Here is a 12,428-nt window from a genome sequence, read left to right as displayed (position 1 = left end):
CAAAAACGTGGGAAAAGCAACAGGATTTATGGATTATGACAGACGCGATGCAGAGTGCGAATCTCCAAAAGAGAGAATTAAGCATTTCCGGGAATTCCACACGCCTCTGTCAAAAGAAGAGCAGGAAATACAGGGCGCCAGATGTATGGCATGCGGCGTCCCGTTCTGCCAGGCGGGACAGATGATCGCAGGGATGGCAAGCGGCTGTCCTCTGCATAATCTGGTGCCGGAGTGGAATGACCTGATTTATCACGGCAACTGGGAAGAGGCATATTACCGGCTGAAAAAGACAAACAATTTTCCGGAATTTACTTCCAGGGTATGCCCGGGACTTTGTGAGGCGGCATGTACCTGCAACCTGCACGGAAGCCCTGTGACGACTAAAGCAAATGAATATGGGATTATTGAAAATGCTTACGAAAAGGGATATGCAAAAGCATGTCCGCCGAAAGCGCGTACCGGCAAAAAGATAGCGATAATCGGTTCCGGACCTTCCGGTCTCGCAGTCGCAGATCAGTTAAATAAGCGAGGACATCTGGTAACAGTATTTGAGCGGGAAGATAAGCCGGGTGGACTTCTCCGCTATGGAATCCCGAATATGAAGCTGGAAAAACAGTTCATTGACCGGAAACTTGCAGTAATGGAAGAAGAAGGCATCCGTTTTGAAACTGGCTGCAATATTGGAAAAGATAAGAAATCTGCAGAACTTCTGAAAGCGTTTGACCGGGTGGTACTTTGCTGCGGTGCATCCCATCCGCGTGATATTAAAGCACCTGGAAGAGATGCGAAAGGGATCTGCTTTGCAGTAGATTTTCTGAAATCAACTACGAAATGTCTCTGGAAAAATGAGATGCAGCTGAAAGAAGGCGAATATGTTTCTGCAAAGGGCAAAAATGTAATTGTCATCGGTGGTGGCGATACGGGAAATGACTGTGTTGGAACGTCGATCCGTCATGGTGCAAAATCCGTTCTTCAGTTGGAAATGATGCCGAAACTTCCGGATGAGAGAAGCGCTATGAATCCATGGCCGGAGTGGCCGAGAGTCTGCAAGACAGACTATGGTCAGCAGGAAGCAATTGCTCTCTGGGGACATGATCCGAGGGTTTATCAGACAACGGTAAAGGAATTTGTCAAAGATAAGAATGGAAATCTTTGCAAGGTGGTTCTTGTGAAACTGGAAAGCAAGAAGGATGAAAAGACCGGACGTATGATGATGGCAGAGGTCTCAGGAAGTGAGTACACGGTAAATGCAGAACTGGTGCTGATCGCAGCGGGGTTCCTCGGAAGTGAGGATTATGTGACAAAGGCATTCGGTGTGGAAGTCAATGAGCGCACGAATGTTAAAACAGCTCCGGGTGAGTATAAAACGAATGTGCCGAATATATTTACGGCAGGAGATATGCACAGAGGACAGTCGCTGGTTGTGTGGGCAATCCGGGAAGGAAGAGAAGCGGCACAGCAGATAGATCTGGATCTGATGGGGTATACGAATCTGTCAGTACAGTAATTAGTGGCGTTTGATTTTATGAAGGCGTAGCCCGCCGCAAGGTGTAGGAAGTGGTTCCTGCACCTTGCGGCGGGCTACGCTTTTAATGAAAATGTGTAATAGATTTATTTTTCAGGTACGATTTCTAACCAGTAGCCGTCTGGGTCTTCGATGAAGTAGATGCCCATGGACTCATTTTCGAAACAGACGCAGTTCATTTCTTTATGGTGTGCGAGGGCGGCATCCATGTCGTCTACGGTGAAGGCGAGGTGGATTTCGTTGTCGCCGAGGTCGTATGGGCGGTCCATGTCGCGAAGCCAGGTGAGCTCGAGCTGATGAACGGAGCTTCCATCACCGAGGTAGACGAGCTTAAAACTTCCGTCAGCAGCATCTTTTTCGCGGACTACGGTGAGTCCGAGTGCATCTTTGTAGAATTGAATTGATTTTTCAAGGTCACGTACATTTAAGTTGTTATGGTTGAATTTGAAATTCATAGTGGAATCCTTCTTTCTTATTTAGTATTCTAGATTTATTGATTATGAAGTCAGTTTAGCATAAATAATAAGGATTACGCAAGGAATGGTTATTAGGAGTGATAACGAAAATATCAGTATATTATGATACCCTAGTAGAATATTACAAAAATGTTAAATTGTATTGCAAAAAATAGAAAAATGGTATATAATCGACCACAGGGTTAGGAAAATAATTAGTAAAAAATATAGGATGGGTGATTATGAGAAAATTTAAACAAGTATTTTTGGCATCTATTCTTGCAAGTTCAATGGTAGTTACGCCAGTATTTGCAGATGATGTCAGCAATCTGCAGAATAGTAAAAATGCAGCACAGAGTGAAGTGAATTCTCTTCAGTCAGAATTGCAGACACTAATTGAAAAAATGAGTAAGCTGGAAGATGATCTGGTGTCAACAGGTCAGCAGATCACACAGGCACAGGATGATCTTACTGTTGCTAAAGAAAAAGAACATCAGCAGTACGAAGATATGAAGAAGCGTATCAAGTATATGTATGAAGAAGGCAACTCGACTGCGATTGAGACTCTGATCAGTGCTGAGAATTTCTCAGACTTGCTTAACAAAGCAGAGTATGTTCAGAACGTACATAGTTATGACAGAAAGCAGCTTCAGGAATATATTGATACCAAGCAGCAGATTGCAGATCTGAAAGCACAGCTTGAAGAAGATCAGGCGAATCTGGAGTCTATGCAGTCTGATTATGAAGCAGAGCAGACGACGCTGAGTAATACGCTGGAATCTAAGAAAGAAGAAGTCGCAGATCTGGATGAACAGCTTCAGGCAGCTGTAGCGGCAGCTGAAGCAAAGAGGCAGGCAGAAGAAGCTGCAAAGGCAGCAAAAGCAGCTGAGTCAACAAAGTCAAATTCGACCGTTGCATCGACAAGCAACAGTGGTTCACAGACTGTAGGTAATACAACAAATAACAATGGTAATAACAACACAACCGTTACACCGAGTGCACCGAGTACGCCAAGTACACCAAGTACCCCGACAGTGACTCCGGATACAAGTAATAATAACAGCAGTAGTGATAACGGTGGAAGTACATATGGAAACGGAAGCGCTATTTTAAGTGCAGCAGCAGCATACCTTGGAGTTCCTTATGTATGGGGCGGTACTTCGGGAAGTGGTGTTGATTGTTCAGGTCTTGTATACCTGGCACATCAGGCATGTGGTATTCCAATTACACGTAACTCATACAGTCAGGGAAGTGGCGGACAGGCAGTGTCAGACCCACAGCCGGGTGATGTTGTATGTTACGGAGGACATGTGGGAATCTACGCAGGAGGCGGACAGATGATTCATGCACCGCAGCCGGGTGAGGTCGTATGTTATACAAGTGTTAATTATGCATACCACTGGTATAGAAGATACTGGTAAGAATAAGATCTATAAATTCAAAAAATCGACGAAAACGTACATAATTCCATGAGAAGTTAAATGTTGATTTTTGATGAAAAATTGAAAAACGTACAAAATAAAAGAGATTTTCATTTGGCATATGTCATTTGAAAATCTCTTTTTTTGAAACTATTTCATTTACATTAGAAAAATTTCTTTTTTCTGCGACGTCCTTTGCAATAAGGGCAGGATTCCCGATGTCTCTTTTGATAGAAGACTTTATCAGCAGGACTTAAGGGATATTTATGATCAGAACTTCTTTTACAATTCCACCAAACCTTTTGTGAATATGTATCTAATATTTCATCGGGATTTACAAGGTAATAGTTTGCAATAAAATCCCAATCTTCCATTAAATCAGAATGAAGCGCGGCGAAGGATATTTTTCCAGGAAGTGCTTTACGACCGGAACAATAAGGACAATCCGCTTCACCATTTATAACATCGATGATTCGAGCAGGATAATTACCGTGACAAGTAGGGCAACAATTTATTGGCATCACTAGAGTTGAAAGATAAGGTGAATTGGGACTATTTTATTTTGTTGGTTGCAAAAACAGGAATGAGATTTTCTGAACTAATTAAGCAATTGCCAGAGGATAAGCCAATTTTTGTTGATGGGGCAGTATACAATTCAACAGTAAACAATATACTTGCAAGACACTGTAAAGAATGCAATATACCAGTAATATCAATTCATGGATTGCGGCATACGCATGCGTCTTTGCTGCTGTTTACAGGCGTATCTATTGCTAGTGTAGCAGGAAGATTGGGACATTCGAGTATGACAACAACACAGAAAACATATTTACATATTATTCAGGAATTGGAAAATAAAGATATTGATTTAGTTATGCGTTCATTATCAAGTTTAAGTTAACGAATTACACGGCTTGCGTTGATTAAGAGTGATAAGAAAATGACCTGATTTATTTATACAAAAATCGGTATAAATAAGTTGGGTCATTTATTGTGCAGTATATTTGATTATGGTAATATAAAGATATGGATTTTCCAAAAGAAAAGAGAATGAAAATGAATTTAACAAGTACAAGTAAATTTGTAAGTTTAATCCTGCGCCATAAACCAGAAACAATCGGAATCCAGTTGGATGAACATGGCTGGGCAAATGTAGACGGGCTGATTGCCGGAATTTCCAAAACTCGTAAATTTAACAGAGAAATACTGGAAGAAATTGTTCGGACAGATAATAAGCAAAGATTTACCTTTAATGAAGATAAAACAAAGATTCGGGCAAATCAGGGACATTCGATTCCTGTTGATATAGAATTACCAGCAGCAATACCGCCTGAAACGCTCTGGCATGGAACTGGAGAAAAATATGTTGCATCCATTGATCAACAAGGATTGATTCCAAAGGGTAGGTTATATGTGCATTTATCATCAGACGCAACTACAGCTACGAAAGTCGGCTCACGTCACGGAAAACCAGTGCTTTATATCGTAAAAACAAAAGAAATGTATGACGATGGATATTCATTTTTCTTATCAAAAAATGGAGTATGGTTAACGGAAGAAGTCCCCGTAAAATATTTGATCAAAGAGGAGCAGTAAGGATGATTTATATAACCGGTGACTGTCACGCTGATTTTACCAGGTTCAATACTAAAATTTTCCCGGAACAATATGAAATGACAAAAGATGATTATGTCATTATCTGCGGTGATTTTGGCGGAGTATGGAATCGCTTTGAAGAAAATAAACATGAGAAGCATTGGATGGACTGGCTGGAAGATCGTCCTTTTACAACTCTTTTTTGTGAGGGGAACCATGAGAATTTTGACAGGCTTTACAGCTATCCTGTAGAAAAATGGAATGGTGGAAATGTACATAAGATTAGACCTTCGGTGATCCATCTTATGCGAGGACAGGTTTTTCAACTTTGCGGAAAGAAATTCTTTGTATTTGGCGGAGCAAAAAGTCATGATATAGAAGGTGGAATACTTGATCCAGAAGCACCGGATTTCAAGAAGAAAAAGAAAGAACTGGATAAGGAATGGATGCCGTATCGTGTGAATCACATTTCCTGGTGGAAAGAAGAAATGGCTTCAAATGAGGAAATGGAAGAAGGATTAAGAAATTTATCTCAGAATAGCAATGAGGTAGATTTTATTATCAGTCATTGTTGTGCTACAAGTACCCAGAAACAATTTGTAGATAAGACTTTTTCAGCAGATTCCATGACGGATTATCTGGAGTTAGTGAAGCAGCGGGTAAATGTTAAGAAGTGGTTCTTTGGTCATTATCATGATAATAAGAATATTGGACCGAAAGAAATACTGATATATGAGCAGATTATTCGGATACTGTGAGAAATTATAATTTGTGTATGACGAAGGGAGATTTTCGACATATGTGTAAATTGATGGAAGAATATGAGAAACGTACACTGGACCGGTTCATGAAAAAACTTACTGTTCCGGGCGAAAAATGTAATCTGAAGATGCGGATGAATCTGCGATATGCATGTTTCAAATTTCTAAGTATGTAAAAAGAATCACTTATCAGAAAAATAAAAACAACAGGAGGAACCTAAAAATGGAAGTAATACGCGCAAAAAGTGCCGGATTCTGCTTTGGTGTAAAACGCGCTGTCGATACAGTATATGAGCAGGTTGAAAAACAGATGGGAAAACAGATCTATACTTATGGTCCGATCATCCATAATGAAGAGGTTGTAAAGGACATGGAAGCACATGGTGTAAAAGTCCTGCGCGGTGAGGAAGAACTGAAAGGTCTGGAAGAAGGACTGGTGATCATCCGCTCTCATGGTGTTCCAAAGAGAATCTGTGATCTAATGGATGAAAAAGGCATCGAATATGTAGATGCAACCTGTCCGTTTGTGAAAAGAATCCATAAGATTGTTGCCGAAGAAAGTAAAAAAGGCAGCCGGATCATTATCATTGGTAATCCGGATCACCCTGAGGTTGAAGGAATCCGGGGCTGGGCAGGAGAAAATGTAACCGTTATAAAAAATGCAGAAGAAGCAGAAAAATTTGAAAATACTACATCCGAAAGAATTTGTATTGTGTCTCAGACGACATTTAATTACAATAAATTCAAAGATTTAGTTGAAATTATTTCAGAAAAGGGTTATGATATAAGTGTTTTAAATACGATTTGTAATGCAACCAGAGAGCGTCAGACAGAAGCAAGGAGCATTGCAAAAGAGGTGGATGCTATGATTGTAATCGGAGACAAACATAGTTCCAATACCCAGAAACTGTATGAAATATGCAGCAGGGAATGTCACAATACGTACTATATACAGACACTTGACGATTTTGATATGAATCAATTAAGGTCCGTGGAAACAGTAGGTATTACAGCAGGGGCATCCACGCCCAACAATATAATTGAGGAGGTTCAAAATAATGTCAGAATTAACTTTTGAACAAATGTTAGACGAGTCATTTAAAACAATTCATAATGGAGAGGTCGTAGATGGTACTGTAATTGATGTTAAGCCAGATGAAATCATCTTAAATATAGGATACAAAGCAGACGGTATCATCACCAGAAGTGAATATACCAATGATAACAGTGTAGATCTTACAACTGTTGTTTCTGTTGGTGATCCGATGACTGTTAAAGTACTGAAAGTCAATGATGGAGAAGGACAGGTTCTTCTTACATACAAGAGACTTGTTGCAGAAAAAGGTAACGAAAGATTAAAAGAAGCATTCGAGAACAAAGAAGTCCTGAAAGCACCGGTTACTCAGATTCTTGGCGGTGGATTAAGCGTTGTTGTAGATGAAGCAAGAGTATTCATCCCGGCAAGTCTTGTATCAGATACTTACGAAAAAGACCTTTCTAAGTACAAAGATCAGGAAATCGAATTTGTTATCAGCGAATTCAATCCAAGAAGAAACCGTATCATCGGTGACAGAAGACAGCTTCTTGTTGCTGAAAGAGCAGAAAAGCAGAAAGAACTCTTCGCTAAACTTAAAGTCGGTGATGTGATCGAAGGAACAGTTAAGAACGTAACAGATTTCGGTGCATTTATCGATCTCGGCGGAGTAGACGGACTTCTTCATATCTCTGAGATGTCATGGGGAAGAGTTGACAATCCGAAGAAAGTATTCACAGTTGGTGAAACTCTTAAAGTCCTTGTTAAAGATATCCATGATACAAAAGTTGCACTCAGCTTAAAATTCCCGGAGACAAATCCATGGGCTAACGCAGCTGAGAAGTACGCTGTAGGTACAGTTGTAACGGGAAAAGTTGCAAGAATGACAGACTTTGGTGCATTCGTAGAACTTGCTCCTGGAGTAGATGCACTCCTTCATGTATCACAGATCTCAAGAGCACATGTTGAGAAACCTTCAGACGTACTTTCTGTAGGTCAGGAGATTACAGCTAAGATCGTAGATCTTAACGAAGCTGACAAGAAGATCAGCCTTAGCATGAAAGCACTTGAAAATGCAGAAGCTCAGGAAGAAACTGAAGAATAATTAAATAAGATATACAAGGATAGAGACTGATTGAAGTCTCTATCTTTTGTTTGAAAAAAACTGGTAGACATAACTAACTACAGCTGAAAAAGTTTTCGGATCCATAAGTGATCTCGATAAGTAAGATGAAAAATTTTACCGAATAGTCAGAAAATTCACAAAGGGAGGTCGTAGTAGCCTCTCTTTTTTGTGCGAGGAGACTATTGTGTTAAAAAAAAGACAAGATGTACTGGAAAATATACAATAAAATGACGAAAGTTACTGGAATTGTAGGATTTATTTTAGTATATTTATAAGAGAGAAAACAGGAAGGAAGGATATCAAAATGGGACTTTTGACATTTAAAGGCGGAGTTCATCCGAACGACGGAAAAAGTCTTGCGAAAGACAAGGCAATCGTAGAACTTCTGCCACAGGGTGATCTTGTATACCCGTTATCCCAGCATATCGGAGCACCGGCTAAGCCAGTAGTAGCAAAAGGTGACCATGTGCTTAAAGGGCAGAAAATTGCCGAAGCGGGGGGCTTCGTGTCTGCACCGATCTATGCATCCGTATCAGGTACTGTAAAAGCGATTGAACCACGTGTGAATCCGACAGGTTCTAAAGTGAACAGTATCATCATTACAAATGACGGTCAGTACGAAGAAGTAGAATATCCACAGCCAAAACCTCTTTCTGAACTGACAAAAGAAGAGATTCTGAATATCATTGGAGAGGCTGGCGTAGTAGGTATGGGTGGAGCAGGTTTCCCTACCAGAGTGAAGCTTTCACCAAAAGAGCCAGACAAGATTGATTATATCATTGCAAACTGTGCGGAATGTGAGCCGTATATTACTGCCGATTACAGAAGAATGCTGGAGAATCCGGAACTTCTGGTAGAAGGTATGCGTGTGATCCTGAAGCTTTTTGACAATGCGAAAGGTTTATTTGCAATCGAAGATAACAAACCGGACTGTATCGCAAAATTAAAAGAGCTGACCAAGGACGAGCCTCGTATGGAAGTCAGAGAGATGATGACCAAGTACCCACAGGGCGCAGAACGTCAGCTGATTTTTGCAAATACAGGACGTGCGATCAATTCTACCATGCTTCCGGCAGATGCTGGATGTGTAGTAGACAACGTAGAGACCATCATCAGCATTTACAATGCAGTAGTAAAAGGCATTCCTTCTATGGAACGTGTCGTTACTGTAACAGGGGATGGAGTTGTAAATCCTGGTAACTACAAAGTACTCTTCGGAACCAACCAGAACGAACTGATCGAAGCCGCCGGCGGACTCAAAGAAGGCTGTGAAAAAGTTATTTCAGGTGGACCGATGATGGGATTTGCGATGTATACGACAGATACACCGATCACCAAAACATCTTCATCTATTCTTTGCATGTCAAAAGATGAAGTATCAGCCTGTGAACCGACAGCATGTATCAACTGCGGACGGTGCGTTGACGCCTGTCCAAGCCGCATTATTCCGTCAAGACTGGCTGATTTTGCAGAACGCCATGACGAAGAAGCGTTCCTCAAATTCAATGGTCTTGAATGTGTAGAATGTGGATCCTGCAGTTATGTATGTCCGGCTAAGAGACAACTGAAGCAGGCAATCGGATCGATGAGAAAAACCGCACTTGCCAACAAAAAGAAAAAATAGAATAGAGAGGAAGAGGTGAACAAAAGTGAGTGAACAGTTAAAAGTATCATCTTCACCACATATCCGTTCTAAAGAGACAACCGGCAATATCATGCTGTGGGTTATCATCGCTCTGTTACCGGCAACTTTCTTTGGAATTTACAACTTCCGTGACACACATGCATGGCTGCTTGTTATTGTGACAACAGCAGCAGCAGTTCTTACGGAGTACATTTACGAAAAACTGATGCATAAAAAGATTACGATCAAGGATTTCAGTGCCGCAGTTACAGGACTTCTGCTTGCACTCAACCTTCCGCCGACAGCCCCGATCTGGATGGGAATTATCGGAAGTGTATTCGCGATCCTGGTTGTAAAGCAGCTATTTGGCGGATTGGGACAGAACTTCATGAACCCTGCACTTGGAGCAAGATGTTTCCTTCTTATTTCCTTCACAGGAAGAATGACAAGCTTCGTATATGACGGCGTATCCGGTGCAACACCACTGGCAACGATCCGTGCTAATATCGAAGCAGGAAATGCAGCACTTGACGGTGTGAACAGCATGGACATGCTGATCGGAAATATTGCCGGAACCATCGGTGAGACATCCGTTATCGCAATCGTGATCGGAGCGATCATCCTGATCCTCAAAGGAATCATTGATCTTCGTATCCCGGGTACATATATTGTGACATTTGCACTTTTCATCGGAATCTTCGGTGGATTTGTAGATGGAATTGGATTCTTCAACGTTCAGTACATGACAGCAGAACTCTGCGGTGGTGGTCTGATGCTTGGAGCATGGTTTATGGCAACCGATTATGTAACTTCCCCGATCACCAAAAAAGGGCAGATCGTATATGGTATCCTTCTTGGATGTCTGACTGGTCTGTTCCGTTTGTTCGGTGGTTCAGCAGAAGGTGTATCTTATGCGATCATCTTCAGTAACCTTCTTGTACCGCTGATCGAGAGAGTTACTCTTCCAAAGCCTTTCGGTAAAGGAGGAGAAAAATAATGAATAAGATTATCAAAAATACACTGATCCTTGCAGCAATCACCGTTGTATCCGGTCTGGTACTTGGAGCTGCTTACGAAGTGACAAAAGGTCCAATCGCACAGACACAGGCAAAGCAGAAACAGGAAGCCTGTCAGGCCGTTTATCCGGAAGCAGATTCCTTTGAGGCAATGGACGTAGATCAGAAAGCTGCCAAAGAAGCAATCAAAAAGATGGGAACGAATGCAACAGTAGATGAAGTCTATTCTGCTGTTATGGATGGGAGCGAAGCTGGTTATGTTATAACAGTAACCGACAAAGATGGTTACGGCGGAGATATCCAGATCACAGTCGGTATCATGAGTGACGGTACGGTAAATGGCATTTCTTTCCTTTCCATCAGCGAGACAGCAGGTCTTGGTATGCGTGCGAAAGAACCAAGCTTTTACAACCAGTTTGCAGGACAGCAGGCTGAAAAATTCTATGTATCCAAAGATGGCGGAGACGGACAGCCGATCGATGCTTTGAGTGGTGCAACCATCACTTCCCGTGCAGTCACAGGAGCTGTCAACACAGCACTTGGATATTACCAGACAGCGTTAGGAGGTAGTGGAAATGAATAAATGTACAGAAAGACTTTATAATGGTCTTGTAAAAGAAAACCCGACCTTTGTTATGATGCTTGGTATGTGTCCGACACTGGCGGTTACAACATCCGCAATCAACGGTATTGGTATGGGACTTTCTACCACAGTGGTATTGATTTTCTCAAACCTTTTGATTTCCATGCTGCGTAAGATCATTCCGGATTCTGTTCGTATGCCGGCATTTATCGTAGTCGTAGCAACACTTGTTACCGTGGTACAGTTCCTTCTGGAAGGTTTTGTACCTAGTCTTTATGCATCACTTGGTGTATATATTCCTCTGATCGTAGTTAACTGTATCATCCTTGGACGTGCAGAAGCATATGCATCAAAGAACCCGGTCCTTCCATCTGTATTTGATGGTATTGGTATGGGACTTGGATTCACACTTGGTCTTACCTGCATCGGTATCGTCAGAGAGCTGATTGGTTCCGGAAAATTATTCGGATTTCAGGTTATGCCTGATATCTACGAACCTGTTACTATTTTCATCCTTGCTCCTGGTGCATTCCTTGTTCTTGCATTCCTTGTTGCGGCACGTAACAAGATCATGAAGAAACTGGAAGCAAAAGGAAAGAAAGTTGTCAAAGCGCAGGGATGCTGTGAAGGCGGATGCGCTTCATGCGGCGGATGCGACGGACACGTGTTCCCGACAGGTCAGGAAAAGGAATAGGAGGGAGATAAGAGATGAAAGAATTACTTATTATAGCAGTTGGTTCGGCGCTTGTTAACAACGTCGTACTCAGCCAGTTCCTCGGTATCTGTCCTTTCCTTGGTGTTTCTAAGAAAATTGAGACAGCAGCCGGCATGGGCGGCGCAGTTGTTTTCGTTATTACAATCGCATCTTTCATTACCGGTGCGATCTACCAGTTCATCTTACATCCGGCAGGATTTGAGTATCTGCAGACCATCGTATTTATCCTGGTTATCGCAGCACTCGTTCAGTTTGTAGAAATGTTCCTCAAGAAGGTTATGCCTCCGCTTTATAATGCACTTGGTGTATATCTCCCGTTGATCACAACAAACTGTGCAGTACTTGGTGTATCACTGAACTGTGTAACAAAAGGATATAACATTCTTGAAGGTGTTGTATACGGATTCTCCACAGCAGTCGGATTCACGATCGCGATCGTGATCATGGCTGGTATCCGTGAGAAGATCGAATACAACGATATCAGTGAGTCTTTCCAGGGAACTCCGATCGTACTGCTTACAGCAGCACTGATGTCCATCGCGTTCTTTGGATTCTCAGGAATCATTTAACAGA

15 protein-coding genes are annotated in these 12,428 nt (G+C 41.8%); 13 read left to right on the top strand and 2 right to left on the bottom strand.

The features are described from left to right. The first annotated feature begins 7 nt into the window (after positions 1–7). Positions 8–1,507 carry a glutamate synthase subunit beta gene (locus PGW42_RS07210; RefSeq protein WP_270203146.1) on the top strand — a complete coding sequence of 500 codons (1,500 nt, stop codon included), beginning with the start codon at positions 8–10 and terminating at the stop codon, positions 1,505–1,507. A gap of 104 nt (positions 1,508–1,611) precedes the next feature. On the opposite strand, the gene PGW42_RS07205 is transcribed toward PGW42_RS07210, so the two are convergent. After that, positions 1,612–1,980, bottom strand: coding sequence for a VOC family protein (locus tag PGW42_RS07205; protein ID WP_117556070.1), 369 nt, complete (start codon positions 1,978–1,980; stop codon positions 1,612–1,614). Positions 1,981–2,222: 242 nt separating this feature from the next. Here PGW42_RS07205 and PGW42_RS07200 point away from each other — a divergent pair, with 242 nt between their 5' ends. Continuing rightward, positions 2,223–3,401 carry a C40 family peptidase gene (locus tag PGW42_RS07200; protein WP_270203147.1) on the top strand — a complete coding sequence of 393 codons (1,179 nt, stop codon included), beginning with the start codon at positions 2,223–2,225 and terminating at the stop codon, positions 3,399–3,401. 164 nt (positions 3,402–3,565) lie between these two features. Here the strand turns inward: PGW42_RS07200 and PGW42_RS16260 are convergent, their stop codons facing one another. Beyond that, positions 3,566–3,775 carry a zinc-ribbon domain-containing protein gene (locus PGW42_RS16260; RefSeq protein ID WP_442872476.1) on the bottom strand — a complete coding sequence of 70 codons (210 nt, stop codon included), beginning with the start codon at positions 3,773–3,775 and terminating at the stop codon, positions 3,566–3,568. A 140-nt stretch (positions 3,776–3,915) separates the two neighbouring features. Here PGW42_RS16260 and PGW42_RS07195 point away from each other — a divergent pair, with 140 nt between their 5' ends. From PGW42_RS07195 to PGW42_RS07145, 11 genes are all read left to right on the top strand, one after another. Further along, positions 3,916–4,302 carry a site-specific integrase gene (locus PGW42_RS07195; protein ID WP_330677010.1) on the top strand — a complete coding sequence of 129 codons (387 nt, stop codon included), beginning with the start codon at positions 3,916–3,918 and terminating at the stop codon, positions 4,300–4,302. A gap of 155 nt (positions 4,303–4,457) precedes the next feature. Next, positions 4,458–4,997 (top strand): RNA 2'-phosphotransferase, encoded by a 540-nt coding sequence (locus PGW42_RS07190; RefSeq protein WP_270203148.1) that lies wholly within the window; start codon positions 4,458–4,460, stop codon positions 4,995–4,997. A gap of 2 nt (positions 4,998–4,999) precedes the next feature. Beyond that, positions 5,000–5,755, top strand: a complete 756-nt coding sequence (locus tag PGW42_RS07185) for a metallophosphoesterase family protein (protein WP_270203149.1) — start codon at positions 5,000–5,002, stop codon at positions 5,753–5,755. A gap of 41 nt (positions 5,756–5,796) precedes the next feature. Further along, a complete protein-coding gene (locus PGW42_RS07180) occupies positions 5,797–5,934 on the top strand; it encodes a hypothetical protein (RefSeq protein WP_270203150.1) in 138 nt (45 codons plus the stop codon). Positions 5,935–5,981: 47 nt separating this feature from the next. Then, on the top strand, positions 5,982–6,836 hold the full coding sequence (ispH, locus tag PGW42_RS07175) for a 4-hydroxy-3-methylbut-2-enyl diphosphate reductase (protein WP_055155600.1): 855 nt from the start codon (positions 5,982–5,984) through the stop codon (positions 6,834–6,836). Further along, a complete protein-coding gene (rpsA, locus tag PGW42_RS07170) occupies positions 6,817–7,896 on the top strand; it encodes a 30S ribosomal protein S1 (protein ID WP_008375104.1) in 1,080 nt (359 codons plus the stop codon). Before ispH ends, rpsA begins: the two co-directional genes overlap by 20 nt. A gap of 325 nt (positions 7,897–8,221) precedes the next feature. Next, on the top strand, positions 8,222–9,541 hold the full coding sequence (rsxC, locus tag PGW42_RS07165; protein ID WP_270203151.1) for an electron transport complex subunit RsxC: 1,320 nt from the start codon (positions 8,222–8,224) through the stop codon (positions 9,539–9,541). 25 nt (positions 9,542–9,566) lie between these two features. Continuing rightward, complete coding sequence (locus PGW42_RS07160; RefSeq protein ID WP_022220470.1) at positions 9,567–10,538, top strand: RnfABCDGE type electron transport complex subunit D; 972 nt, start codon at positions 9,567–9,569, stop codon at positions 10,536–10,538. Further along, positions 10,538–11,140 carry an RnfABCDGE type electron transport complex subunit G gene (locus PGW42_RS07155; RefSeq protein WP_022220471.1) on the top strand — a complete coding sequence of 201 codons (603 nt, stop codon included), beginning with the start codon at positions 10,538–10,540 and terminating at the stop codon, positions 11,138–11,140. The genes PGW42_RS07160 and PGW42_RS07155 overlap by 1 nt, the downstream gene beginning before the upstream one ends. Continuing rightward, the gene (gene rsxE, locus PGW42_RS07150) at positions 11,133–11,834 is read left to right on the top strand and encodes an electron transport complex subunit RsxE (RefSeq protein WP_022220472.1); all 702 of its coding nucleotides are present in this window, start codon (positions 11,133–11,135) and stop codon (positions 11,832–11,834) included. Before PGW42_RS07155 ends, rsxE begins: the two co-directional genes overlap by 8 nt. Positions 11,835–11,848: 14 nt before the next feature. Then, positions 11,849–12,424: an electron transport complex protein RnfA gene (locus PGW42_RS07145; RefSeq protein WP_055155598.1), complete on the top strand. Its 576-nt coding sequence runs from the start codon at positions 11,849–11,851 to the stop codon at positions 12,422–12,424. Positions 12,425–12,428: the final 4 nt, after the last annotated feature.

The organism is Coprococcus sp. TM115-187, from assembly GCF_027679115.1.
GTDB classification, from domain to species: domain Bacteria; phylum Bacillota; class Clostridia; order Lachnospirales; family Lachnospiraceae; genus Allocoprococcus; species Allocoprococcus comes.
Note: the sequence above shows the minus strand (reverse complement) of the source record. Positions and strands in the feature narration are given on the sequence as shown.